Source organism: Persicobacter psychrovividus (genome assembly GCF_036492425.1).
GTDB classification, from domain to species: domain Bacteria; phylum Bacteroidota; class Bacteroidia; order Cytophagales; family Cyclobacteriaceae; genus Persicobacter; species Persicobacter psychrovividus.
In genome coordinates this window covers 979,619-1,004,187 of record NZ_AP025292.1, presented here as the reverse complement: position 1 = coordinate 1,004,187, position 24,569 = coordinate 979,619, and the positions used below count along the sequence as shown (strand labels likewise).

General features: G+C 45.6%; 19 protein-coding genes and 15 tRNA genes. 23 read left to right on the top strand and 11 right to left on the bottom strand.

The window, feature by feature from the left end; genetic code table 11:
* Positions 1 to 28: 28 nt before the first annotated feature.
* The 4 genes from AABK40_RS04615 to pdxA form a co-directional block, all read right to left on the bottom strand.
* Complete coding sequence (locus AABK40_RS04615) at positions 29 to 1,027, bottom strand: beta-ketoacyl-ACP synthase III (RefSeq protein ID WP_332922315.1); 999 nt, start codon at positions 1,025 to 1,027, stop codon at positions 29 to 31.
* Positions 1,028 to 1,401: 374 nt separating this feature from the next.
* Positions 1,402 to 1,596: a 50S ribosomal protein L32 gene (rpmF, locus tag AABK40_RS04610; protein ID WP_332922314.1), complete on the bottom strand. Its 195-nt coding sequence runs from the start codon at positions 1,594 to 1,596 to the stop codon at positions 1,402 to 1,404.
* Positions 1,597 to 1,625: 29 nt separating this feature from the next.
* The gene (locus tag AABK40_RS04605) at positions 1,626 to 2,213 is read right to left on the bottom strand and encodes a YceD family protein (RefSeq protein ID WP_332922313.1); all 588 of its coding nucleotides are present in this window, start codon (positions 2,211 to 2,213) and stop codon (positions 1,626 to 1,628) included.
* 133 nt (positions 2,214 to 2,346) lie between these two features.
* Entirely contained in the window at positions 2,347 to 3,480 is a 1,134-nt protein-coding gene (gene pdxA / locus AABK40_RS04600) for a 4-hydroxythreonine-4-phosphate dehydrogenase PdxA (RefSeq protein ID WP_332922312.1), read from the bottom strand.
* Positions 3,481 to 3,715: 235 nt separating this feature from the next.
* Here pdxA and rsmA point away from each other — a divergent pair, with 235 nt between their 5' ends.
* The 3 genes from rsmA (at position 3,716) to AABK40_RS04585 (ending at position 6,857) form a co-directional block, all read left to right on the top strand.
* Positions 3,716 to 4,519: a 16S rRNA (adenine(1518)-N(6)/adenine(1519)-N(6))-dimethyltransferase RsmA gene (gene rsmA / locus AABK40_RS04595; protein WP_332922311.1), complete on the top strand. Its 804-nt coding sequence runs from the start codon at positions 3,716 to 3,718 to the stop codon at positions 4,517 to 4,519.
* Positions 4,492 to 5,853, top strand: coding sequence for a magnesium transporter (gene mgtE, locus AABK40_RS04590; RefSeq protein ID WP_332922310.1), 1,362 nt, complete (start codon positions 4,492 to 4,494; stop codon positions 5,851 to 5,853). The genes rsmA and mgtE overlap by 28 nt, the downstream gene beginning before the upstream one ends.
* Before the next feature lie 71 nt (positions 5,854 to 5,924).
* Positions 5,925 to 6,857, top strand: a complete 933-nt coding sequence (locus AABK40_RS04585) for a 2-hydroxyacid dehydrogenase (RefSeq protein ID WP_332922309.1) — start codon at positions 5,925 to 5,927, stop codon at positions 6,855 to 6,857.
* Between the two features lie 58 nt (positions 6,858 to 6,915).
* On the opposite strand, the gene AABK40_RS04580 is transcribed toward AABK40_RS04585, so the two are convergent.
* A complete protein-coding gene (locus AABK40_RS04580) occupies positions 6,916 to 8,667 on the bottom strand; it encodes a MutS-related protein (RefSeq protein WP_338397746.1) in 1,752 nt (583 codons plus the stop codon).
* Between the two features lie 397 nt (positions 8,668 to 9,064).
* Here AABK40_RS04580 and AABK40_RS04575 point away from each other — a divergent pair.
* From AABK40_RS04575 to AABK40_RS04505, 15 genes are all read left to right on the top strand, one after another.
* A tRNA-Tyr gene (locus AABK40_RS04575) sits at positions 9,065 to 9,146 on the top strand.
* Between the two features lie 21 nt (positions 9,147 to 9,167).
* A tRNA-Gly gene (locus AABK40_RS04570) sits at positions 9,168 to 9,240 on the top strand.
* A gap of 62 nt (positions 9,241 to 9,302) precedes the next feature.
* Positions 9,303 to 9,384, top strand: a tRNA-Tyr gene (locus AABK40_RS04565).
* A 22-nt stretch (positions 9,385 to 9,406) separates the two neighbouring features.
* Positions 9,407 to 9,479: transfer RNA gene (locus AABK40_RS04560), tRNA-Gly, on the top strand.
* A 62-nt stretch (positions 9,480 to 9,541) separates the two neighbouring features.
* Positions 9,542 to 9,623, top strand: a tRNA-Tyr gene (locus tag AABK40_RS04555).
* A gap of 22 nt (positions 9,624 to 9,645) precedes the next feature.
* Positions 9,646 to 9,718, top strand: a tRNA-Gly gene (locus AABK40_RS04550).
* A gap of 63 nt (positions 9,719 to 9,781) precedes the next feature.
* Positions 9,782 to 9,863, top strand: a tRNA-Tyr gene (locus tag AABK40_RS04545).
* A 22-nt stretch (positions 9,864 to 9,885) separates the two neighbouring features.
* Positions 9,886 to 9,958 (top strand) — tRNA-Gly (locus AABK40_RS04540).
* 64 nt (positions 9,959 to 10,022) lie between these two features.
* Positions 10,023 to 10,104: transfer RNA gene (locus AABK40_RS04535), tRNA-Tyr, on the top strand.
* A gap of 20 nt (positions 10,105 to 10,124) precedes the next feature.
* A tRNA-Gly gene (locus tag AABK40_RS04530) sits at positions 10,125 to 10,197 on the top strand.
* 9 nt (positions 10,198 to 10,206) lie between these two features.
* A tRNA-Thr gene (locus AABK40_RS04525) sits at positions 10,207 to 10,278 on the top strand.
* Positions 10,279 to 10,338: 60 nt separating this feature from the next.
* Positions 10,339 to 10,420: transfer RNA gene (locus AABK40_RS04520), tRNA-Tyr, on the top strand.
* A gap of 20 nt (positions 10,421 to 10,440) precedes the next feature.
* Positions 10,441 to 10,513 (top strand) — tRNA-Gly (locus AABK40_RS04515).
* 9 nt (positions 10,514 to 10,522) lie between these two features.
* A tRNA-Thr gene (locus AABK40_RS04510) sits at positions 10,523 to 10,594 on the top strand.
* Between the two features lie 60 nt (positions 10,595 to 10,654).
* Positions 10,655 to 10,736: transfer RNA gene (locus AABK40_RS04505), tRNA-Tyr, on the top strand.
* An 860-nt stretch (positions 10,737 to 11,596) separates the two neighbouring features.
* On the opposite strand, the gene AABK40_RS04500 is transcribed toward AABK40_RS04505, so the two are convergent.
* The 4 genes from AABK40_RS04500 to tsaD all read right to left on the bottom strand — a co-directional run bounded on the left by AABK40_RS04500 (position 11,597) and on the right by tsaD (position 15,062).
* The gene (locus tag AABK40_RS04500; RefSeq protein ID WP_332922577.1) at positions 11,597 to 12,475 is read right to left on the bottom strand and encodes a cation diffusion facilitator family transporter; all 879 of its coding nucleotides are present in this window, start codon (positions 12,473 to 12,475) and stop codon (positions 11,597 to 11,599) included.
* Positions 12,476 to 12,478: 3 nt separating this feature from the next.
* Entirely contained in the window at positions 12,479 to 13,201 is a 723-nt protein-coding gene (locus tag AABK40_RS04495) for a C40 family peptidase (RefSeq protein ID WP_338397745.1), read from the bottom strand.
* 172 nt (positions 13,202 to 13,373) lie between these two features.
* Positions 13,374 to 13,850: an SsrA-binding protein gene (smpB, locus tag AABK40_RS04490; RefSeq protein WP_332922579.1), complete on the bottom strand. Its 477-nt coding sequence runs from the start codon at positions 13,848 to 13,850 to the stop codon at positions 13,374 to 13,376.
* A 204-nt stretch (positions 13,851 to 14,054) separates the two neighbouring features.
* Positions 14,055 to 15,062 carry a tRNA (adenosine(37)-N6)-threonylcarbamoyltransferase complex transferase subunit TsaD gene (tsaD, locus tag AABK40_RS04485; protein ID WP_332922580.1) on the bottom strand — a complete coding sequence of 336 codons (1,008 nt, stop codon included), beginning with the start codon at positions 15,060 to 15,062 and terminating at the stop codon, positions 14,055 to 14,057.
* 201 nt (positions 15,063 to 15,263) lie between these two features.
* Here tsaD and AABK40_RS04480 point away from each other — a divergent pair, with 201 nt between their 5' ends.
* From AABK40_RS04480 to AABK40_RS04460, 5 genes are all read left to right on the top strand, one after another.
* On the top strand, positions 15,264 to 19,922 hold the full coding sequence (locus AABK40_RS04480) for a translocation/assembly module TamB domain-containing protein (protein WP_338397744.1): 4,659 nt from the start codon (positions 15,264 to 15,266) through the stop codon (positions 19,920 to 19,922).
* Between the two features lie 124 nt (positions 19,923 to 20,046).
* The gene (locus AABK40_RS04475) at positions 20,047 to 20,838 is read left to right on the top strand and encodes a hypothetical protein (protein WP_338397743.1); all 792 of its coding nucleotides are present in this window, start codon (positions 20,047 to 20,049) and stop codon (positions 20,836 to 20,838) included.
* A gap of 73 nt (positions 20,839 to 20,911) precedes the next feature.
* Complete coding sequence (locus tag AABK40_RS04470) at positions 20,912 to 21,742, top strand: CvfB family protein (RefSeq protein WP_332922583.1); 831 nt, start codon at positions 20,912 to 20,914, stop codon at positions 21,740 to 21,742.
* Between the two features lie 133 nt (positions 21,743 to 21,875).
* Positions 21,876 to 22,430, top strand: a complete 555-nt coding sequence (gene def, locus AABK40_RS04465) for a peptide deformylase (protein ID WP_338397742.1) — start codon at positions 21,876 to 21,878, stop codon at positions 22,428 to 22,430.
* Positions 22,431 to 22,597: 167 nt separating this feature from the next.
* A complete protein-coding gene (locus AABK40_RS04460) occupies positions 22,598 to 23,407 on the top strand; it encodes an amidohydrolase (protein ID WP_338397741.1) in 810 nt (269 codons plus the stop codon).
* A gap of 39 nt (positions 23,408 to 23,446) precedes the next feature.
* Here the strand turns inward: AABK40_RS04460 and AABK40_RS04455 are convergent, their stop codons facing one another.
* Positions 23,447 to 24,172, bottom strand: a complete 726-nt coding sequence (locus AABK40_RS04455; protein ID WP_338397740.1) for a hypothetical protein — start codon at positions 24,170 to 24,172, stop codon at positions 23,447 to 23,449.
* Positions 24,173 to 24,254: 82 nt separating this feature from the next.
* A complete protein-coding gene (locus AABK40_RS04450; RefSeq protein WP_332922587.1) occupies positions 24,255 to 24,551 on the bottom strand; it encodes a hypothetical protein in 297 nt (98 codons plus the stop codon).
* Positions 24,552 to 24,569 lie beyond the last annotated feature (18 nt).

Genomic DNA, 24,569 nt, shown 5'->3' with positions numbered 1-24,569 from the left:
TCCTTTATTTCAGCAAAATAGAAGCCAATTATTTTGAATCGTACCCCCATTTAAGGTAAACTGACCCCCAGGTGAAGCCGCCACCGAAGGCTGCAAGAATCAGGTTGTCACCCTTTTTGAGTTTCTTCTCATAATCCCACAAACACAAAGGAATAGTGGCGTTGGTGGTATTGCCGTAGCGGTCGATGTTCATCATCACCTTCTCCACTGGCAAACCTACACGGCGGCGAGTGGCATCAATGATTCGCAAGTTGGCCTGATGAGGCACCAGGTAAGAGATTTCTTCAGGAGCAAGCTGGTTGCGCTCAACAATCTCGGCAGAAACATCAGCCATTTTTGTTACTGCAAATTTAAACACCGTAGACCCTTCCTGATGGATGGTATGCTCGTTGGCGTCGATGGTTTCATGGGTTGAAGGACGGCGGCTACCTCCTGCTTTCATATGCAAGTAAGGCTCTCCGACACCATCAGCCTGTAATTCGCTGTCGATAACACCCACTGCTTCTTCTGTAGGCTCAAGCATTACTGCTGCGGCACCATCACCAAAAAGCACACAGGTTGAGCGGTTGTTATAATCAATGATCGAGGACATTTTATCGGCACCGACCACAACCACTTTTTTGTATTTTCCAGTCTCAATGAACTGAGACCCTGTTACCAAACCGTACAAAAAGCCAGAACATGCAGCATTCAAATCAAAACCAAAAGCATTCTTTGCACCTACCCCGTTGGCAATGATATTTGCCGTCGCAGGAAAGAACATATCTGGTGTAACAGTACAGCAAAGCACCAAATCCACCTCTTCAGGGGCGGTGTTTGTTTTCTCCAAAAGGCCTTTAACGGCCTCAATACCCATTACCGAAGACCCTTGGTCTTCACCTTTTAAGAATCGACGTTCTTTAATTCCTGTTCGGGAAACGATCCATTCGTCATTGGTGTCCACATATTTCGCCCACTCTTTGTTGTCCATCACAAAGTCAGGAACATATCCGTGAACTCCCGACACCATTGCGTTTAATTTTTTCATGCCTGAAGGTAAAGTCTTTATGCTTTGCAGCAAATCTGCTAATTAATCAAATAATAACCGTCCGCATACAGGACCTCAGCAAATAAAAAATAGTTACTCAGGGACGGTATGCAGGCCGTAACTAAAAGTATTTTTGAGGAAACTCCCCAGCACGCTTACTGTGCCTGGCCTCCAATAAAAATAAGCTTCCTTCCCAAAAGTCGGGCAGGAAACCATCACTAATAGTAATTGACAAATATAGAAGAAAAATGATTGATTTCTCGAAAATATTCATCAATGTTCTCCCCCATATTTGGCGAAGGAACGTTTAAGGCAAAAAAAAGCCCCACTTATCTAATAAGTTGGGGCTTTTTGAAAGTTTTCGTAGAAAACAATTAAATCGCAGCTTCTGATTTTTCGATGTAAACCTGACCTTTGTAGTAAAGTTTACCTTCCAACCAGTATGCACGGTGACGTACGTGAGTTTCTCCTGTTGTAGGACAAACAGACAACGTTACAGGCTCTGCTTTATAATGTGTTCTTCTTTTATCTCTTCTTGTTTTGGAGATCTTTCGTTTAGGATGTGCCATTGCTCTAAATAATTATTAGGATTCACCAACTATTTTTTCTTCAATTTTTTTAATGCCTCCCAGCGCGGGTCAACAGGCTGGTCGTCATCTTCAGCTTCATCCGTAGTCTCCTCAGACTCTTCATCCACATCTGACTGGTACACCAGTTTGCCATCCTCCCGACGGTCAGGCAGTAGTTCCGCCAACAAATCTTCCTCCTCTTCTTCCTCACGGTATCGAGGGTGAAGGCGCTTCATTGGCAGCCCTAAGGTTAGGAACTCATAGACGAACTCCATGACGTTGATCCGCAGGGTATCTTTAGTGATCACCGCAAATTCGCCATCATAAGGCTCCTCTTCGTCCCCATATTTAAAAAACACGCTATCTTCTACCGTGATTTCTTCTTCATAGGGTTCGACAGAGCGATCACAGATCAGCTCTACCGTAGCATCGATTGCAAAATCCATGCTAATGTGTCTTGAACCTTTCGTCAAACGAATGTCCGCCACACCATTACCTTTCTCTACAAGACTAAATTCAAATTGCTCGAATAAAGTATCGTCAAAACTCAACGAGAACTCATGTTCCCCCAAGCCCAATTGAAAGATATCTATATCAAATTGCTTAAGCGTTTTCATTGCTTTTCTCTAACAAGGACGCAAATTTATAAATTAATTTTAAAAAGTCACGCCTTCTGCCCACGAATATTTTAACAATGAAGGATTTTTTATGCAAATCACACTTTATGATCCTTCAACAGGGACAAAATCATCAGTCTTTCTCTAACGAGCGGTCAATTTCATCTGCAGGCAAATCCCTGCGACGACTCATTTTCCTGTCCATCTCCTCCACTGAAACCTTCGGGCGGTGGACTTGTTGCGATTTGATGTATCTATTATTGCAAATATCAATCGCCATAAACAAGGACTCCAAAAAAGACTCTTTATCTGCCTTTCCCTTCCCTGCTATATCATAAGCCGTGCCATGATCGGGCGAAGTGCGAACAATTGGCAATCCTGCAGTATAATTTACACCAGAATCAAAAGAAGCATACTTAAAAGGGATCAAACCCTGATCGTGATACATGGCCAGCACGCCGTCAAATTTCTTGTGGGCACCTGTACCAAAGAAACCATCCGCAGGAAACGGCCCGTAAATCAGATTACCTTCTTTTTTAAATTGCTCCAGTACCGGTCGAATCACCTGCTCCTCTTCTGCACCAAGCAATCCTTCTTCACCAGCATGGGGGTTCAGCCCCAATACCGCAAGCTTCGGCTTGGCAATACCAAAATCATTCTTGAGGCTGTCAATGAAAATATTCATTTTCGTGGTCAGCAGCTCGGGAGTCAGCGAAGAAGACACTTTGGAAATTGGAATATGGCCAGTAACCGTCCCTACGCGCAAGCCTTCGTTGTTACACAACAGCATCAGGGAATCTGAAGCACCAGCCACCTGGGTAAGGTATTCTGTATGCCCTGGAAAATCGAAATCTTCACTCTGGATATTCTGCTTGTTAATTGGGGCAGTCACCAAAGCATCAATATGGCCCGCTTTCAAATCTTCCGCAGCCGTTTTCAGGGACATCCAAGAGAATTGCCCGCCAACTTCGGTGGACTTACCTGCCGTAATCTCCAAAGGCTCATTCCATACCTGAATCAGGTTCACCTTTCCCTCCTGCAGCTTATCGATGGACGGCGCAGGGTGGAACGAAAAACCATCAAGCTTGTAACGCTTACGGTAAAACAAAACCACTTTGGGCGACGCATAAATCACGGGAAGACAGTAATTCAGGATGCGGCTGTCGGCTAATGCCTTAACAATAACTTCAGGGCCAATCCCATTGATATCTCCAATTGAAATCCCCACTTTAGGCTTCATCTCCGTTACGGTGGTATTTTTCCTCATTGAACTGACGATTAATTCGGGTTTAAAAAACATTCCCCTGCATGCCAAACCATATAAACGGTGGTCAATAGTGCATGATAAGGGTAATTTATCTATTTTTGAGGATGCAATTTAATGCTTTTTTTGAAAAAGACGTGTTTTCCTACAAGGAATGACACACAGAAAAAGGATTATTTTAGCTATTGAAAACGATCATAGCCATGTGGCAGGCAGCCACTAATTTATTAATAATGATATGAATAACGTCAGACCAAAAAAACATCTGGGTCAGCATTTCCTTACTGACCTGAGTATTGCAAAAAATATTGCTGACGGCCTTACAGGCTTCAAAGGCTACAAACAGGCCCTGGAAGTCGGCCCAGGAATGGGCGTACTTACTGATTTCCTGATAGAGCGTAACGACATTGACACCCACCTGATCGATATCGATAAAGAATCCATTGAATACCTTGAAAAGAAATACCCAACACTGGGCAACAAGATCATTTCTGGTGACTTTCTGCGCATGGACCTCGCGACCCACTTTGGTGGCGAACCATTTGCACTGATCGGTAACTTCCCCTATAATATCTCCACGCAGATTTATTTCAAACTGCTGGAGAACAAAGACCTGATCCCTGAGTGCGTAGGCATGATTCAGAAGGAAGTGGCGCAGCGCATCGCTTCCAAGCACGGCAACAAAGTATATGGTATCCTCAGCGTATTGCTGCAAGCCTTCTTCGAGGTGGAATACCTGTTCACGGTACCTCCAGGGGTATTCAACCCACCACCAAAAGTGGAGTCTGCCGTTATCCGCCTTCGCAGGAACGACACCGCTGCTTTGGACTGTGATGAAAAACTGTTTTTCAGGGTTGTGAAGCAAGGGTTCAACAACCGCAGAAAAACACTGAGAAACTCACTCAAGCCCCTCAATTTATCAGACGAGCTGAGGGCGTGGGAAATGCTGGATAAACGCGCGGAACAATTGACCGTGGCAGATTTCGTTTTACTCACCCAAAAAATTGAAACAGATTGGAATTCGCAACACCCTTCGAAATAACCAAAGAGTTTGTTCTTAAACTTGAAAAAGCCGCACAAAGCCATGAAGACCGATTCATTATTGAATCGCTTCGTGGGGTAGAGCCTGCCGATATTTCGGTGGTCCTCGAAGAACTGGACGGGGAAGACTCCAAGTACATCCTGATGCTTCTGGATCATGATGTGGCTGGAGAAATTCTTGCTCAGCTCGATGAGGATGTCATGCTTCCTTTTGTTGCGGAATTCAGCCCCAAAGAACTCGCCCCGATCGTTCAGGACATGCAATCTGATGATGCGGTGGATTTATTACTGGAGATTTCCAACCACATGCGCGACGAAGTCATTGCCCATATCAATGACAAAGAAGCGCAGATGAACATCCTCGACCTGCTGCGCTACGATGAAGATACCGCTGGCGGACTGATGGCCAAAGAGCTGATCAAAGCCAACTACAAGTGGGATATCGTGCGCACGATTGAGGAAATTCGCCGACAGGCAGAAGATGTCGAAAAAATCTACTCGGTATATGTGGTGGATGATTTTGACCGACTGCTTGGCCGAGTATCACTGAAAGAGATGATTCTTGCCAAAGACCACACCAAGGTAGGCGATATTTTTGAACAGGAAGTCAATACCATATCTACGGACAGCTCGCAGGAAGAAGTTGCTGAAATTATGCAACGATACGACCTGGAAGCACTGCCCGTTGTTAATGCCCGTGGGCGCCTGGTCGGAAGAATTACCATTGATGATGTCGTGGATGTAATTACTGAAGCCGCCGAAGATGAACGTAACCTGATGGCTGGTATTTCGGAGGATGTGGAAGAGGATGATACCATCTGGAAACTCTCCCGTTCTCGTCTGCCATGGCTGATCATCGGGATGGGCGGAGGAATGCTTGCTGCAAAATTCATTGCCAGCTTCGAAGACGACCTGGCCATTATCCCTGTTCTTGCGGCCTTTATTCCATTAATTACAGCCACAGGCGGAAATGTTGGACTGCAATCCTCTTCATTGGTGGTGCAGTCGCTGGCCAATCCCCTCGCAATTCGTGAGAGTCTGGCGGTACGTCTGCTGAAGGTATTTGGTGTAGCATTGCTGAACGGTCTGGTACTGAACCTGATTGTTTTTGGCATCAACATGGCAATGGGTCAATCCATGGCCCTTTCCCTTGTGGTCGCCATTGCCCTTTACACCGTCGTGATGCTGTCCTCAATTCTTGGCACCATGACCCCTTGGGTACTTGACAAAATGGGCGTTAACCCCGCCATGGCTTCAGGACCATTTATTACGATCGCCAATGACCTGCTTGGGCTGACAGTGTACTTCACGGTCGCTCATTTGTTGTTATTATAATTTGAAAATCTTAATGTGGAGATGTTGCATGTTACTGTTCGGAGGTTGCATGCAACGTCCCTACTGCTATTATGAAAATATTAATCATTGACCAGCTCCATGACTCCATTCATGATTTGCTGGCAGAAAATAACCTTACCGCAGATTACCGCCCAGCAATCAGCAAAGAAGAAGTGATCGACATTTTACACCAATACGACGGTGTCATGGTGCGCTCTAAAATGCGTTTCACCAAAGAAGTGCTCGAAACGGCACCCAACCTTCAATTCATTGCTCGATCTGGCGCAGGGATGGACAATATCGACGAAGCCTACGCCAAAGCCAAAGGCATTCACCTGATCAATGCCCCTGAAGGCAACCGAGACGCTGTCGGGGAGCATACCCTCGGAATGTTACTCAGCCTGATGAACAAACTCAATACCGCAGATACGGAAGTGCGCGCCAATCAATGGGATCGGGAGGGCAACCGTGGGCATGAAGTAATGGGCAAGACCGTCGGCATTATCGGCTATGGCAATATGGGCCGTGCTTTTGCGCAACGCCTGCTCGGCTTCAATTGCAAGGTGCTTGCCTATGACAAATACAAATCCGATTTCAGTGACCAATATGCGCAGGAGGTCAGTTTGGAAACGCTGTTTGAAGAAACCGACATCCTGAGTATTCACACGCCACTCACGGAAGAAACCCGCGGATGGCTCGACACTGCCTTTTTCAACAAATTCAAAAAGAACCTCTACTTTTTAAATGCCGCAAGGGGGGAAATTGTTCCTTTCGAGGCGCTGAACGACGGCCTTCAATCAGGAAAACTGATCGCCGCAGGCCTTGATGTGCTGGAAGTTGAAAAATTCAATCAGCTGACCGACCCCCAGCGCAAAGCACTCGATCTGCTGCAAGCACAAAAGAACGTACTCTTTACACCTCATGTAGGCGGATGGACCTTTGAATCGTACCGCCGACTGAACGAGGTGATGGTGAAAAAAATCACTGACTTTCTCAAAAAATAAACGGCTTTAATGGCCGAAAAAAATGGCAGGTGCAAGGCAATCCTTGCACCTGCAATGTTTAAACAATACCCATTTGCTCCATCAGGAAAGTAGCATTTTTATTTTTAGCCTGCCCTGATCTTATTTTATAATCGAAGGTCAGTTCCCCGCCTTTTATCTGGCTTTCAAAACAGTAATGCACAATATCTTTCAGCCCATGATACTGAAGGCATAGCGCCGTATCGTGCGTGGCCAACAAGGTCAGCCCCTCATGTCGACGGAGCTTTTCAATAATCCTTGCCGAGCCCTCAAACTTATCATCGTTATTTGTTCCACGCAGAATTTCATCCAGCAAAATCAATGACGGGCGCTGCTCCGCCAGCCTCATCACCTTCTGCAACTTGAGCAATTCCGCATAAAAATAAGAGGTTTGTTCCTGCAGGGAATCAGAATGTCGGAGGCTGCTCAGCAACTGCAAAATAGGCATATTCCAACGCTTTGCATAGACTACCGCTCCCATCTGCGAAAGCACCATCCCTACCCCGAGGGCACGCAAAAAGGTACTTTTCCCCGCCATATTTGAGCCTGTAATTAATATCAGTCGATTTTCTTCAGAAAGTCCCCAGTCGTTGGTTACGCATTTCGATTGCGGAATCAACGGATGCCCCAAAGCACTGATATCCACCCGCTGACCAAAAGTCGGGACGGTATAATGAGGGTGGGTATATTGCCACCAGCCGAGGGTAACCAGCGCATCCAGCTCACCTAATAATTGTAATTGGGCGTCAAACTGAGCGCCATATTTCTGCTCCCATTTCATCAGCCTGCTGTACCACTGCAAGTCAAGCCCAAACAAGGAATTGACAATGATATATGCCAAAGCATTTTGCCGCTGATTGGCCAGAGAGGCTACCGAACGCAATGCACCTACGGCTTCCGAAGCGCTTTTCAAACTTGCTTTATGCGCTTTTAGCAGACCGTCAGCCTCCAGCTTTTCCACCAGATCCATCATGCGGCCATAGCGGTAAAACAAAGCCACCTTCTGCGAAATCAATTCAAAGTGCGCTTTCAGGTCTTTACCAAAATAGCTCGTTGCTCCCCACGACAAAATCACCGCTGCCCAGCCGATCATTTTAGAATCATAAATATAATATTGCCCCACGGCCAACACCCCCAACACAGGTAACAGGTAAGTAACCCACTGCCACAGCGACGACCACTTCCGTGATTTTTCGGGCATTTTCATGGAAATCGCACCTGCCTCATGCAAATCCTCGGAAAGTCCTTCCACCAGAAAGGCAGTCATCCAGTCGGCTTGCTCACTGATTTTCTTAACCAGCCGCTGCCGCGCTTCCACCTGCTCCTGATCCACCGCCTCACAGCGCATCCACTTCAGCAAGGTTTCTTCTCCATTGGGAGTAACGCTGTGGTTCAGTCGCTGAAAAATCCCGCCTGCACCCAGCAAATCAAGGTCCACTGCGAAATCGGCCAACTCCTTGCCTTCTCCATCGGCAAACAACTGATTTAATTCATGTGCCTGCATGCCGACCTCATTCTCAAAAAAAGCCACACCCTTGCGGTGATAAAGCAGCTTTCTTTTTACCCGAATTGATAAATTGACCATCGTCAGGAATACCGCCAGGCCGCCAAAGAAGAAATACAAAGCGGGATAAACCGCTTTAAAATATAAAATATGATAAAGGGAATAAGCCATTCCCAAGCCTATAAGCAGCCTAATGACTACCAAAAAATAAAATTTACGCTGCCACTCGGCTTTTTTCACCTCGTGAAAGCGGATTTTTTCAGAAAACTGATCAGAAAAATTACTCAAAACACTAAACCACTATAATTAAACACCTTAACATCTTCAATGCTAAAGCAAAAACAAAAAACCAGCACAGAGGCCCCATTTCAGGCATGCCCTATGCCAAAACTAAAGGAAAAAAAGTTGAAAAAAAATTCACTGAAATTTCCCCTAAAATTCAACCACTTAGCCCTGCACCTTTCCGCAGCCCCATTTTTTTTCTTCCATACAGTTTGACTTTTCAAAAAAAGACACCACTTTTGCAATCCCTTAAGGAAACGAACGCAACAACAGCGCAAGATTTCAAAGGAAAAATTTTGAAGCAATCGGCTTTCAAAAATAAAAAATTGTTCTACCTTTGTGCGCCACAAGCGCTTTTTAGGGAATCAGTTTTTGAAAAGTGATTGTTCATTATAATGCATCTGGGGGGATTCCAGAGCGGCCAAATGGGACGGACTGTAAATCCGTTGTCTTCGACTTCGCAGGTTCGAATCCTGCTCCCCCCACAATATGCTTTATCGCATTAAGCGGGCGTAGCTCAGTTGGTAGAGCGACAGCCTTCCAAGCTGTAGGTCGCAGGTTCGAACCCAGTCGCCCGCTCTTTTCTACAAACAACAGGTTTGTAATTCAAATTATTGATCGCACTATTATAGTGTAGTTCTGGGGGGATTCCAGAGCGGCCAAATGGGACGGACTGTAAATCCGTTGTCTTCGACTTCGCAGGTTCGAATCCTGCTCCCCCCACAATGTGCTTAATCACATTTAAGCGGGCGTAGCTCAGTTGGTAGAGCGACAGCCTTCCAAGCTGTAGGTCGCAGGTTCGAACCCAGTCGCCCGCTCTTTTCTACAAACAACAGGTTTGTAATTCAAATTATTGATCGCACTTTTATAGTGTAGTTCTGGGGGGATTCCAGAGCGGCCAAATGGGACGGACTGTAAATCCGTTGTCTTCGACTTCGCAGGTTCGAATCCTGCTCCCCCCACAATGTGCTTAATCACATTTAAGCGGGCGTAGCTCAGTTGGTAGAGCGACAGCCTTCCAAGCTGTAGGTCGCAGGTTCGAACCCAGTCGCCCGCTCTTTTCTACAAACAACAGGTTTGTAATTCAAATTATTGATCACACTATTAATAGTGTAGTTCTGGGGGGATTCCAGAGCGGCCAAATGGGACGGACTGTAAATCCGTTGTCTTCGACTTCGCAGGTTCGAATCCTGCTCCCCCCACAATGTGCTTAATCACATTTAAGCGGGCGTAGCTCAGTTGGTAGAGCGACAGCCTTCCAAGCTGTAGGTCGCAGGTTCGAACCCAGTCGCCCGCTCTTTTTTACAAACAACAGGTTTGTAATTTTAAAATATTGATCGCACTTTTGTAGTGCAAATTCTGGGGGGATTCCAGAGCGGCCAAATGGGACGGACTGTAAATCCGTTGTCTTCGACTTCGCAGGTTCGAATCCTGCTCCCCCCACATTGCTTAATCGCATATAAGCGGGCGTAGCTCAGTTGGTAGAGCGACAGCCTTCCAAGCTGTAGGTCGCAGGTTCGAACCCAGTCGCCCGCTCAAGATTAAGCCGAGGTAGCTCAGGGGTAGAGCGCTTCCTTGGTAAGGAAGAGGTCGGGAGTTCAATTCTCCTCCTTGGCTCATTTACAAAACAATCGGTTTTGTACAATTTTATTGATCACACTATTATAGTGTAGTTCTGGGGGGATTCCAGAGCGGCCAAATGGGACGGACTGTAAATCCGTTGTCTTCGACTTCGCAGGTTCGAATCCTGCTCCCCCCACATTGCTTAATCGCATATAAGCGGGCGTAGCTCAGTTGGTAGAGCGACAGCCTTCCAAGCTGTAGGTCGCAGGTTCGAACCCAGTCGCCCGCTCAAGATTAAGCCGAGGTAGCTCAGGGGTAGAGCGCTTCCTTGGTAAGGAAGAGGTCGGGAGTTCAATTCTCCTCCTTGGCTCATTTACAAAACAATCGGTTTTGTATAATTTTATTGATCACACTATTATAGTGTAGTTCTGGGGGGATTCCAGAGCGGCCAAATGGGACGGACTGTAAATCCGTTGTCTTCGACTTCGCAGGTTCGAATCCTGCTCCCCCCACTTTAAGCATCTTTATTTTAAAGATGCTTTTTTTTGCACTATACTTTACTGATTTCATTTTTTGTCGCATATATCCAAACCGTTAAACTTATTTATTTGACTTCAAACTACGACACCAAAACGGCGTTTAAAAGCTTAAAACAGCCATTTCCTGAAATTTTGGATTTTCAGCTATTCTTGGAGTGATGAATTCAGCAATGGTACTTTCAGCATATAAACAAAAAAAAGAGGCTTCCGCCTCACTCCTTTCCGGCTTCCTGCCTTCCAATGCTGTTGGAAAACAAGCTGCTGAATGAAGTTAAGCGACAGCCTCTTTCAGTATCCGCAGGGAACATGCTATAAGAGGTATTTAAATACCACATGATTATTTTATGGCCCACAGATGATCGTTATTTGAGGGAATTGCTATTCGTGGGGGTGTCGCACAACTCAGCTCTCTGCATTTAGTGCAAAATTTTATTTCGTGAGCTGTACGGATGCACCCAATGTCATTAAGTTAAGGATTTTGAGGGACACAGGTCTAAATTTGAAATGCTCGTAGAGGCGTTATTCTTAACGACTCACGTAACAATTTGAATAAATCTAAGAGGAAACCTATAAAATCACCATTGAATTAGACGTTAAAAATAACGTCTATACAGGATAATGCGCTTAACTTAATGACATTGCGGATGCACCTATGTGTGTATCCAAACCACACAAAATTTATGATGATTCGGGCAGACACGCAGGTCAGCCCATACAGTGACAAATAAAATTTCGTGGGACAAAATCAATTTATGGTTATGCAACAGCCCCATAGCGCCATCCTACGAATTTTTAAATTCTTTTGCAGCACTTTTGAAGTACCGCAGCGGGCATTAGTCAGGAGCGGTAAGGTAAGGTTCCATATGAATCGTTACCTCCACATCGAGCTTGTTGGCCAGTGCACGCTCCATTTCTGTTACCATATCATGCGCCTCAATCAACGATAAGTGCTTAGGCAGACGAGCGTGAAGGGTCATCTCCTTATGTTCCCCATAGTCATGCACATGCACGTGATGAACATCCACCGAAGTCCCTGCAATATTATCGCAGATATTGGAAGCCTTCTCTACCAGTTCAGGGCGGACATCCTGCCCCAAAAAGTGATTGATGTTCTCTTTCAAAATTTCTATGGCGGAAAACAGAATCACGATTCCTACCCCAATACCGAGCACACCATCGAGCCAGCTGAAATATTGACCGAGCCAAATCCCGATCAGGACCACCAGCGAGGTCAGGGCATCGGAACGGTGATGCCAGCCGTCTGCTTTCAGTGCAGAAGAATTGTACTTCTTCGCCACATAAAAGCTGATTTGTGCCACCAGCTCTTTCACCACAATCGAGGCAATGGTGACATAAATTGCCCATTCGGAATAATTAGGGTGCGATTGATGGTAGAGGGCTTCAAAGCCTTCAAAACCCAGCAACACCCCCACGGCCAGCAACATCCCTCCGATGGTCAGACTGGCAAGAATTTCCGCTCGTCCATGTCCAAAAGGATGGTCCCCGTCGGCAGGCTTGGTGGCCAGCTGCAGGCAGAGCATCAATATCAGGGACGACAGGGAATCTGAAAGTGTATGCCAGGCGTCGGCAATCAGTGCAATGGAGTTATCGGCAGTACCGACATAATACTTGACAGCAAACAGCAGTAAGTTCACCCCGATGGAAAGGGCACTCACTCCTATTAGCCACTGTTTCTTTTGATATTGCTTCATAAATTAATTTATCAATCTGCGCACCTCCGCAAGTTGATGCGTCAATCGGTCTTCCTCCACACAATATATCCCCGCAACCGTCAGGCTATCGACACGCACCTTGCCCGAGGCATGGATAATCTCTCCTTCCTGGGTAACCAGCCCCACATGGTTGATCTTCCCTTGTTCATTGCTGAAAAAAGCAAGATCCCCAGCTTTTCGGTCGATAAATGCCACCCCGCTACCAAGCTTCACCTGCTCACTGGCATCTCTCGGAATGGCATAGCCCCCTATCGCATAAGCGAGCTGCGTAAGGCCAGAACAATCAATGCCTGCCATGGTTTTGCCTCCCCACTGATATGGACAACCCAACAAGCGGTAAGCCCAGCCAGCAATCAGGTCAGCATCCCATCTTTTATCTTTTACCTTAATTAAAGAGGCATGTTCGGGCTTTGGTTCAGAAAAAGTTGCCCCTGCCATTATAAAGGCTTCTTCGAGGCGAACCATAGGTTCAAAAAGAATATATTCCCCCGCCTGTGGTTGCTGCTCGGTGGCAAAATGCTGGCGATGGTCAATCCACCCTACATATTGATCCTGCAACGACTGGATCTGTATCCATTTGCCTTCTTTGGCGGTATCCATCACGCGGTAGCCCTCTCCGAAAAGCAACTGGGTAACTTGCTCTGCGGCATCGCTGGCGGTGGCTCTTACTGGAACAATTGGTAATTGGCATTGTCCGTAATTCATGCTGTTGATTAGTTTGATTAAATGAATGAAATAGTAGTTGATGACATGATGCTGATAAAAGCCCTGTGGCCACTGAGACCATCAACGCTCATTGCGTAGGCACAAGGCATTACGATCAGCTACTGACTAAAATTGGAGGTAAAAAAAAGGTGAGGATTCCCCCACCTTTTCATCAATATTTTACACGCTCCAAATCGCGCTTCACGTCTTTGTCTTTAATGGTCGAACGTTTGTCGAAAAGCTTCTTACCTCTCGCCAGTGCAACCTCCACTTTGGCCAGCCCTTTGCCAGTCAAGTACAAGCGCAACGGAACGATCGTCAGCCCTTTCTCGTCCATTTTCTGCTCCCATCTTTGCAGTTCTGTTTTATTCAGCAACAGTTTCCGTTCGCGGGTATCCTGATGGTTTTCACTGTTCCCGTGTGAATAGGGGCTGATGTGCATATGTCGAACAAACAACTCCCCTTTTTGAAAAACACAGAAGGCATCGCCGAGGGTTACCTGCCCCTCACGAATCGATTTGATCTCTGAGCCTTTCAGCACAATCCCTGCCGAAAGTTTATCGATCACCTCATATTCATACCTCGCCTTGCGGTTTTTGATATTGATATTGTTACTGAATCTATCTTTTTTATTCTTTTGCTTCGCCATAAAAAAATCAATGGTTAATATTTTCGTCCCCAAATTACTAATGGTAAACGCATATCAAATAATAGTCTTTAGTCTTGCCCACAGCCAAATGAAATCTATCGGATAAAACTGATGATCAGCACCTTACTAAAAAGAAAGCCGATCAACCTCAATAAGATCATCCTTTACACGCCATTTATCCGCAGCCAATAAAATAAACGAATATTAAATACTCATTCTCGGATCAGGAGAAACGGACTGTTCGCAAAACTCTCCCGCCTCATATTTGTAATGCGCCGCAATGGCAATCATACCAGCATTATCAGTACAATATTCGAAATCGGGGAAATAAACCGTCCAGCGGCTTTTTTTCGCTTCCTCTTCCAATGCCTGACGCAGCCCTTTGTTGGCAGAAACCCCTCCTGCAATAGCAATATGGGGAACTTTCAATTCTCGGCTTGCCCGCTTGAGTTTTTGCATCAGCATTTTAATGAAAGTAAACTGAATACTTGCACAAATGTCATTTAAATTCTTCTCAATGAACTGTTCATCTTTACGTTTTTCACGCTGCAAGAAATACAAAATTGCCGTTTTTATTCCACTGAAGGAATAATTGTAACCTTCCATTTCAGAAACAGGAAACTCGAACTTGTGCGGGTCCCCCAATTGCGCATACTTGTCGATCATCGGCCCACCAGGATAGGGCAAGCCCAACAGCTTGGCCGACTTGTCGAAGGCTTCCCCGACGGCATCATCCTGAGTTTTCCCAACCACTTCCATGGTCAGGTGGTCTTTCACCAAAACAATCTGGGTGTGCCCACCACTCACGGTCAAGCACAGAAATGGAAAGGGCGGGCGTGGCTCATCGATAAAGTGCGCCAAAATATGTGCCTCCATATGGTTCACCTCTATCAGTGGAATATCCAGCGCCAAAGCCATCGACTTCGCATAGGCCGTACCCACCAGCAAGGCGCCGAGCAAACCTGGCCCACGGGTAAAACCGATCGCCGTCAGTTCCTCTTTGGCAATTCCCGTTTCACGGAACGCCTGCTCCACAACAGGGATAATATTCTGCTGATGCGCCCTTGAGGCCAGCTCGGGCACTACTCCGCCATATTCTTCATGTACTTTTTGCGTGGCCACAACATTATTCAGTACCACCCCATCGCGTACGATAGATGCGGAGGTTTCATCACAAGATGACTCTATGGCTAAAATGGTGATATGTTCCATTTATATGTATTTGGATTCCCTGGGGGAAAATAAAACTCTTCTTCTCTCGGCGTTCAACGCCATTTTCTTGGACAGTTTGCAAAGATAATCAATGTATTGCCGAATTCATAACAGCACAAAGTTGATAAAGCGTGTTAAAATTATCTTTGAAGGGCAAAAATCCACATTTTTTAGCCTATTTTTGTGCAACACTGCTTATTCATGGAAGAAACAAATACTGAACAGTTACCTGCTCCCAAAAAAAGTATCGCGCGCCGAGCACTCAAAGTTTTCCTTTGGGCGGTTACCGTATGCATTTTTTTGTGGATCATCGCGGTTAGCCTGCTTCGTTTGCCCTTCTTCCAGACCCAACTGACCGACTATTACCTCGGGAAAATCGGCGGAAAAATCCACGCCCCAATGAGTGTTGGGAGGGTGGAGTTCAGCTGGGTGGATGAGGCCGTACTTCATGATGTAAAAATCCTCGACTCCCTCCAAAATCCTGTCATTTATGTGAAGCAGTTGCACGCCAATTTTGGCTTCTGGAATATGGTGATCAATGGTGGGCTCGATTTCAACGAAGCCAACATCCGTGGTGCCGATGTCCAGCTCATCGCCCAATCCGACGGTCGGTTTGGCCTCAACCAATGGGTCGATGGCCTCAATGGACTCGCTGGCCCTCCCGACCCCAACGACAGCACCCATATCCACCTGAAAATCGGAAAAATTACGGTGGAGAATTCTGTTTTCAGGATGCAGAATCCGCAAATCGATTCCGTTGATTTTGGCTTTGACAACCACAACTTTACCGTAAAAGATATTTTTGGGGAAGTTACTGATTTCAGAATTGATCAGGACACCATTGCCATGAAAATCGAAAGCATGCAGGGCCACGAGGTTACCAGTGATATGCCTATTCTGGATATGCGGTCGGATTTTATGATCTGTCGCCATGCACTCAAACTCGACAAAACCAGCCTGTATGTTGGTGAGAGCCGACTGAAGGGCGACCTCAACTTTTATTACAATGGCTGGCAGGACTATTCCGACTTCATGCGGAAAATCAGTATCGATGCCGAGGTCAAGCAATCCTACCTGACCTCCAGGGACCTTGCGCAGGTACTCCCTTTTATGCGGGGTTATCTGGATTCCTATCACTTCAAAGGACATTGGAAGGGTCCCATTTCCAATTTCGACATTCGAAATCTCGACCTTGAATTTGGCAGCAATTCCCACCTCCACGGACGGATCAGCTTCAGTGGGCTCCCCCAGTTTTTTGATACTTTCATTGATGCCAACTTCAAGCGGTCACGCATTAATATCGAGGACCTGTACCCCTATATTGGCAACAGCCCCAACCGTACACTGAAAGAGTTGGACGATGTGAAATTCAATGGTCGATTTACAGGCTTCCCGCTGGATTTTGTAGCCAACGGAAAATTTGACGCGCCCGTGGGCTCGATCATTTCAGATATTAACTTCAAAATTCCCGAAGGAGGCAAACCCTATTATAAAGGGCATCTGATTACCAAAGATTTTAACCTCGGGCGGGTGATTGACAACCCCAAGTACATTCAAAATGTAACCCTTGAAGGAGATATTGAAGGCACAGGACTGACCGTCTCTACGGCGGATTTCAACCTGAAAGCCAAAGCCGAACATGTGGGTATTTATGGTTATGATTACCATAATATTGATACCAAAGCCCGATTTTCCCGTGAGATATTCATCGGCGATATGGTGGTCAATGACTCTTCTTTTCAGTCGACGATTAACGGAGCCATTAATCTGGGGAATAAAAATCCATACCTGAAGATCAATGCTGAAATCCCTTTTGCCGACCTTCACACCATGAATATTGTCAAGGGCGTTTCGGCCAGTATGAAAGGCAACCTGAACCTTGATTTTCAGGGACTGAAAATGGATGACCTGCTCGGTACGGCACAGGCGAAGAACTTCTCCATCAGTTATGATGGCGACACGCTGGATTTCAACCACCTCAAATTTACCTCGACCAAAGACTCCGACAATTTCAGGGCCCTGGACCTGTACTCTGATTTCGGGCAGTTGCGTATTGATGGCACCTTTAAGCCTTCCATTCTATGGGCGAGCATTCCAAAAATGAGCAAGGAATATATGATGGCCATAAAAAATGACCCTCAACAGCTCAAGCGATATTACAGCCAACAGCCTGCGGTAGATTACAGCGACCCGTCCTACATTAATTTTGATGTTCGTTTCTTTGATTTCAACCCCATCATGCGGTTATTTTACCCGAATTTCTACATGACCTCGGGGGCGAATATTCATGGAAAAATGCTGATCGGTTATTCGTATAACCTGACCATGGACACCTATCTTGACAGCCTGAACTGGCAGGGGAATGCGCTCTCCAACACCTCGCTTTCCGTGAAAACATCGAAAGTGATCAATGAGCCTGATCCTGAGGCAGTCATTACCATGACCTCCGATCATCAGACCTTTTTCAAAACACTGAATACCAACAACCTGGTAACCGAGCTGAACTGGTTTGACCGTAAGATGGACTACCTTTTTCAGATCAAACAAAATAAAACAAAAAACAAAGTGGACCTCATTGGTCACCTCGACTTTCTGGATGGGCAAACCATTATGAGCACCAAAGCGCCAGAGCTCCATATTTTTGGCGACGACTGGCAGCTCGATCCAAAAAACACCATTACGCTCAATGGCAAGAATATCGATTTCAGTCATGTGGTTCTTCAGAGTAGCCGTCAGAAACTGGCCATAAAAGGAGGGATTTCTGAGCAGCCCAACAAGGAGTTTCAGTTGATTGTAGAGGATTTCGAGCTCAACCACCTTGAAAATTTTATTGACACCGAAGTCGATGGTATTTTCAACGGTTCCCTGACGATGAAAAATTTCTACACCGTCCCACTGATCCAGAATCGCCTTTTCATCGATAATTTCAGCTTCAACGATTTGCCCCTGGGCCGAATGAAAGGGCAGGCTATTTGGGATAACGACGAATCAAAGCTTGACATTACCTTCCGCGGAAGCCGAAAGCGTCAGCAATTCCTGACCCTCGAAGGAGCCTATTACCCTTATCGAAAGAAGCAGACCCTCGATTTGGCGCTTAAAATCAAAGACCTGCCCATCGCCGTGGCAGAGCCATTTTTGAAGGATTATGCCTCTGATTTCAATGGTACCACTTCGGGCTTTGTCGATGTAACAGGCAATTTGAGCAAACCAGTGATTAACGGAAAAATGATGATTGATACCGCTACGGTAAAAGTCGATTATCTACAGACCCGCTACCGTGCCAATGGCGCCATCCTGATTCAGCCCGACAAATTTGTATTTCAGGGCTTGTCGGTAAGAGATACCGAGGGGAATTTTGGTAATGTGACAGGCGAGATCACGCACCATGGCTTGCGAAATTTTGACTTTAACATCAATGCCAATTTCAATAACCTGATGGTGCTGAACACCACTGCAAAAGACAACAGCCTGTATTACGGTAAAGCATACGCTTCGGGGAATATGCGCTTCTTTGGCCCGATCGACAATTTTAATATTTCGGCCAATATGGAGACGCGCAAAAACACCAAGTTCAATATCCCGCTGGAGTCCAGTTCAGAGGAAGTCGGTAATCAGGATTACATCACCTTTAAGGCCCGAAAGAACGAGTTTGATTTCCTGAAAAATGTTTTTCAGCAGGAAGTGAAAAAGGTACAGGTTAAAGGTGTAAACTATGACTTTAAATTTAAGGTAACGCCCGATGCCTTTGGGCAGTTGATTTTTGATTTGCAGGCGGGAGATATTATTCAGGGCCGAGGAAATGGAAACCTCGAGCTGAAGATCAACCGACAGGGCGACATGAGTGTATTCGGTGACCTTTCCTTTACGCAGGGGTCCTATAATTTCACCTTGTCCAATATTATCAACAAAGAATTTATCATTAAGCCCGAGAGTACCATCAGCTGGAATGGCGACCCCTATCAGGCGCAATTGCATATCGATGCTGAATATGACCAGCTCACCAACCTGACGGCCATTGTGGACACCACTTATGCGGAAAGTCCAGAAATTCGTCGTCGTTACCCTGCCAAAGTGTTGCTGAAACTCAATGGCCCGATGATGAAGCCCGAGCTTAGCTTCGATATTAACCTGGATAAATACCCGAGCACCTTTACGGCAAGCAACGGGTCAAATATCAGCCTTGACACTTATGTGAATGGTTTCAAAAACAACATTCATGTTAATGAGCAGGAAATGAAACGTCAGGTGTTCTCACTCATCGTCCTCGGATCGCTGGCCCCTGCCAACTCCTTCAACACCTCCAATACGGTGGGTAACAGTCTGAGTGAGTTTGTCTCCAACCAGCTGAGTTACTGGATTAATCAGGTGGACGACAACCTCTCCATAGCCCTGGATCTGGGGCAAATGGATGCCGATGCGGTCAATACCTTCCAGCTACGGCTGGGCTATACCTTCCTCGATGGGCGCTTGCGGGTTTCTCGCGACGGCGGTTTCACCAATGAGCAATCGAAGGTAGATTTTGCCTCTATCGCTGGTGACTGGTCGGTGGAATATCTACTGACACCCTCAGGGAAATATCGGGTAAAAATGTACACCCGAAATAATTATTCCAACCTCGATGCTTCCCTGAACCAAGCCAACACCACCACTACGGGGGTCTCCTTATTGCACACGGCGACCTTCAACTCCTTCGAGGACCTGTTGCGCTCTTTCAACCCATTTAAAAAACGCAGAAAAGATAATACGAAAACACTCAAAATACGACTTTCCCCTTTGGCTCCAAAAGGGCTTTCCGCAGACGACCAGGAACAGGACAACAGCGCCGAACCTGCCAGCGATCGCCCGAAAACAGATTTTTAATTTCCCATTTTACCCCACTGAAAATTATTTTGACATGAAATCAGCCTCCACTTTTTATCCCTGTTTTTTTAGCCTGCTGCTCTGTATTTGCCTCTGTATAAGCTCATGCTCACCCATTGACAAGTTGGAATCAGCTGCCGATTTATTCTCTGACGGCAGTATTGCCGAAGACCTTCAGTTAGATATTTTGCTGTACGATGCCATGAGTATCACCGATGAAGCCATTGTGGCTTTGGACACCAAAGAGGACGAGGAGAATCCGCATTGTTACACCTCCATCTGGGACCCCAACTTAAACAAGCTGACCCTTGATTTTAATGAGGACTGCCTGATTCGGGAACTCAACCACAGTGGGAAAATCATCATCACGTACAGTGGTGGCATTGACTCCCCCAAAGCATTCCCACACAAACGCGGTGCCAAGCTGAGGATCGATTTTGATAATTACCGTGTCAATGATTACAACTTCTTTGGCACCCAGTATTTGGAGAACATTTCTGAATCAGACACCATTGATGCCAAGATTTACCGCCTTCAGCAGGAGAATATTGTCATGACCAACGGCAGCCTCAGTACCCAAAGAAACGGTGAATTTACGCAGACTTCCAACGTCGCGGACGATACCTATATTGGACTTGAGCGCAAAACCTGGGGAGAAAGCACGGGGGTTACGGCAAAGGGAGAAGACTATCAGGTCGAGGTTATGGAAAACAACGCCCTACTCCATTCTTACAACTGCCTGACACAAAACTTCCTGATGCCTTCGCAAGGCGAAAAGATTTTACGATACCAGGGCCACACCCGACAGATCAATTTCGGTACTGGAGAATGCAACCACTCTTTTAATGTAAAACAGGGCGTATTCAGCATAACGGTGGATTTCACCGACGGCGAACTGCCTTCCGAAGAAGAATAACCGCTGGGGAATATATCTGATAATTATTAGTATCGGAACGAATGGATGCCACGTTTTTTCGTATCTTTGTAGAATGTTAAAAATCGGAGCAACAAATACGCTTAAGATCTTACGACAAATTCCATTTGGATTAATCCTTGATTCTGATCAGGGGGATATCCTTTTGCCAAACAAATTTGTCAAATCCGATATGGAAATCGGACAAGAGCTCTCGGTATTCATTTATCGAGATTTTAAGGATCGTCTGACCGCCACCACACAAACCCCGAAGGCTGAAGTAGGGGAAATGGCTACACTAATGTGTGTGGATCTCACCAAATTTGGTGCATTTTTAGACTGGGGTCTTGATAAAGACCTTTTGGTTCCTAAGAGTGAAATGGATGAAAACATGGAGAAAGGGCGCAAGTATGTCGTTCAGATCATCCATGATCATAAATCCGACCGCATCATCGCATCCTCAAAGATTAAATCTTTTTTCAACCGTGATCTCGAAGGGCTGGAAAAAGGACAAAAAGTTGACATGATGATCTATCGTAAAACGCCACTTGGCTATACGGTAGTTGTTGATGGGCAGTATGAAGGAATGCTTTTTGACAATCAGGTATTTAAATTCGTGCGCCCTGGCGACCGTGTTGAAGGTTTCATCAAGACCATCCGTGAGGACGGAAAACTTGACCTGACCCTGCAACAGGAAGGTTATGAGGCCGTAGTGAATTCTACAGATGATATTATTGGTAAGCTTGAAGAAGCTGGAGGTTTTTTACCTTACCATGACAAATCTAATGCGGAAGAAATTAAAGAGGTTTTTCAGATGTCCAAACGTACCTTTAAAAAAGTACTTGGAGGCTTGTATAAGGCAGGCAAAATCACCCTCGATAAAGAAGGCATTACCTTAGTTAAATAGCCACCGCAACCGTTGGGAAGGAAATAAAAATTAACAAACGCTTTGGTGTATTTTGGAGTTAATCTAAAGTAGGGCCAAAGTGCCCGATACCGACGAATTGAAAATTAATTACAATCTTACAAAGCATACACAAATGATTTTACCGATTACCGCCTATGGCATGCCGGTATTGAAAAAGTTAGCCGTAGATATTGAAGAAAACAATGAGGAAGTACAGGCATTGGTTGCCAACATGTTTGAAACCATGTACAAAGCCTCAGGGGTTGGCTTAGCAGGCCCACAAGTCAATGAAAATTTGAGAATTTTTGTGATTGACGGTTCGCCGATGGCAGAGGAAGACCCAAAATGCGAAGGCTTCAAAAAAGTGTTCATCAACCCGGAAATCATCGAGGAATACGGTGAAGAATGGGGTTTCGAAGAAGGCTGCCTGAGTATTCCTGGCATTCGCGAAACTGTCATGCGCCCAGAAAAAGTACTCATTCGCTACCGCGATGAAAACTGGCAGGAACATGAAGAGGAATTTGATGGCTTACGTGCGCGCATCGTTCAGCATGAATATGACCACGTAGAAGGCATCCTTTTCACCGACTACCTCACCCCTTTCAAGAAGCGTTTGTTAAAGAAAAAACTGACCAATATTGCCAAGGGCGTTGCTCCACACGATTACCGTATGAAGTTCCCTAAGTAAGGATACTGTTTATTTTAAAGCCCTGAATAGGCTCAAAAAATCCCGATAATGCTCTTTTTATCGGGATTTTTTTTGTTTAACCACCAATCATGAGGTGGATCATCGTTTGATTGAAAAAAAAATCCCTATTTCACACTTTAATATATTACTCCCTTCTTTGAATGTTCATGAAAAAGGATCTGAAAATCGCTACTGTACAAGCTGACCTCTACTGGGAAGACATTGATGCCAACCTGGCTCATTTAGAGGAATTGATCAGCGCCCAAGCGTTTGAAGCTGATTTGATTGTCCTGCCAGAAATGTTTAACACTGGTTTTACGCATAATCAGGCCGTGGCCGAACATATGAATGGCAAAACATTCCGATGGATGAAACTCTTGGCGACACAGCACAATTGTGTGGTGACAGGAAGTTACATCATCAAAGAAGGTGGTGCTTATTATAACCGCCTGATATGGATGAAAGCAGACGGCTCTTTTCTTTTTTATGATAAGCGACACCTGTTCCGTATGGGAAAGGAACATCTGGCATTTCATGCTGGTGATGAAAAACTGATTGTAGAGCTTGAAGGGTGGCGTATATGTCCATTGATCTGCTACGATCTGCGCTTTCCTATCTGGTCAAGAAATATCTCACATCCTGGCGGCAGCATGGATTATGACGTCCTCATTTATCCTTCTTCCTGGCCAGAAAGCAGACACCATGTTTGGAACACCCTCCTGCCTGCCCGAGCGATTGAAAATCAGGCCTACACCATTGGCGTCAATCGTATTGGTCAAGATGGCAATGGGCTGAATTATCAGGGCGGATCACAATCCTATGGCCCAAAGGGCTTCAGTATCCATAATCAGGGCACTGCGCAATCTGTTGAGGTAGTCACCCTTTCTTATGAAGTACTTCAGGGGGTCAGGGATCGTTTCCCTGCACACTTGGATCAGGACAGGTTCGAAATCCATCCTGACCTGGACCGCATTTAAGCGAAATCCTCCACAAATCGATTTCACCGCCAAATCTCCCTATTCCTTTTCTTCCAGATCAGCGAGGATCATTTCATAATGTATTGATCGTGATGGGGGGATATATTGGTTTTCAATATTGTCGCGATTTGGCCCAGCGTTGTACATATCTTCCATTTCCAGGTAAGCATACTTATTGCTTTGCTCATTTTTGATGAATCGTCGCCACACCCAGGGGTTGATCCACTGATTTTTAGGGATATTATAATTGTGATGCATCCAGTATTTGGTGAATCGCTGATATACCTGTGCAAAATAGGCATTTCGCTCCTGGTGGTATACCGTTACAATGGTAACGTTCGGAACTGACACCGAATCTACACTTCCCAACGCCATGGCATTATCAATATTATCTTCGAGTGTCGGGTAATCAAGGATCGTTACATTGGCCAGCATCGTTGTGTCGGGTTCAAGCATCTGAATCACGGCATACTCATTACCCACCACTTGCTGTGGCACCACAACATAAGAAGATTTAAAGCCTACCCTTGAGAAGTGAATTGTATCGTTCGGCATGGCACTGATGACAAAACGGCCGTCGTCCTGGGCTGATTTCCCGTAGCGCTTATTCTCCTGAATGTCAAGTAAGTTGGTATTACCCAAGGGGCTCAAGGTTTCTGCGTCGAGAATTAGTCCATTAATGGTAATGGGTTGGTCGGTTTGAGCAAAAGTAGGTGCGCAAATCAGTCCAATAAAACAAAAGCATAACAACAGTTTTTTTATCATAGTTAAGGTCCTCCGAGAGATTAACCATCTGAAACATGCTTTTGATATGAAAAACAATTCTTTTGTCAGAAATACGACTTAATTATTTTTTGACTACCGCATTGCGGTGAATGGTGCTTGTTTTAAATTCGCCAAGCTCAGTGGTATAAAGAAAAACCACATAATCCTGATCTTTCCATTGCTTGTCCACCTCCGAATCATATTCATCCCTGTAGCCGATCACGATATAGGCCTTCCCTTGTGTGCTCCCCAAAAAATGGATAGACTGCCCAAGAATCAGGTGAGGGTCAACGGGGGCATAATCCCGTTCAGCAATAAACGAGGGAGTAACAATGACAACGGCCAACAACAGCATTCCAACTATAATGAATTTTTTCATCGTGCAGACAATTAGATT

Excerpts from the sequence above, each read along its gene's own strand:
- tsaD (WP_332922580.1), bottom strand. The coding sequence starts at position 15,062 with ATGGAACATATCACCATTTTAGCCATAGAGTCATCTTGTGATGAAACC.
- pdxA (WP_332922312.1), bottom strand. The coding sequence starts at position 3,480 with ATGAGGAAAAATACCACCGTAACGGAGATGAAGCCTAAAGTGGGGATT.
- AABK40_RS04480 (WP_338397744.1), top strand. The coding sequence starts at position 15,264 with ATGGAAGAAACAAATACTGAACAGTTACCTGCTCCCAAAAAAAGTATC.
- rpmF (WP_332922314.1), bottom strand. The coding sequence starts at position 1,596 with ATGGCACATCCTAAACGAAAGATCTCCAAAACAAGAAGAGATAAAAGA.
- AABK40_RS04450 (WP_332922587.1), bottom strand. The coding sequence starts at position 24,551 with ATGAAAAAATTCATTATAGTTGGAATGCTGTTGTTGGCCGTTGTCATT.
- AABK40_RS04460 (WP_338397741.1), top strand. The coding sequence starts at position 22,598 with ATGAAAAAGGATCTGAAAATCGCTACTGTACAAGCTGACCTCTACTGG.
- AABK40_RS04605 (WP_332922313.1), bottom strand. The coding sequence starts at position 2,213 with ATGAAAACGCTTAAGCAATTTGATATAGATATCTTTCAATTGGGCTTG.
- AABK40_RS04500 (WP_332922577.1), bottom strand. The coding sequence starts at position 12,475 with ATGAAGCAATATCAAAAGAAACAGTGGCTAATAGGAGTGAGTGCCCTT.
- rsmA (WP_332922311.1), top strand. The coding sequence starts at position 3,716 with ATGAATAACGTCAGACCAAAAAAACATCTGGGTCAGCATTTCCTTACT.
- AABK40_RS04470 (WP_332922583.1), top strand. The coding sequence starts at position 20,912 with ATGTTAAAAATCGGAGCAACAAATACGCTTAAGATCTTACGACAAATT.
- smpB (WP_332922579.1), bottom strand. The coding sequence starts at position 13,850 with ATGGCGAAGCAAAAGAATAAAAAAGATAGATTCAGTAACAATATCAAT.
- AABK40_RS04495 (WP_338397745.1), bottom strand. The coding sequence starts at position 13,201 with ATGAATTACGGACAATGCCAATTACCAATTGTTCCAGTAAGAGCCACC.
- AABK40_RS04455 (WP_338397740.1), bottom strand. The coding sequence starts at position 24,172 with ATGATAAAAAAACTGTTGTTATGCTTTTGTTTTATTGGACTGATTTGC.
- AABK40_RS04615 (WP_332922315.1), bottom strand. The coding sequence starts at position 1,027 with ATGAAAAAATTAAACGCAATGGTGTCGGGAGTTCACGGATATGTTCCT.
- AABK40_RS04585 (WP_332922309.1), top strand. The coding sequence starts at position 5,925 with ATGAAAATATTAATCATTGACCAGCTCCATGACTCCATTCATGATTTG.
- def (WP_338397742.1), top strand. The coding sequence starts at position 21,876 with ATGATTTTACCGATTACCGCCTATGGCATGCCGGTATTGAAAAAGTTA.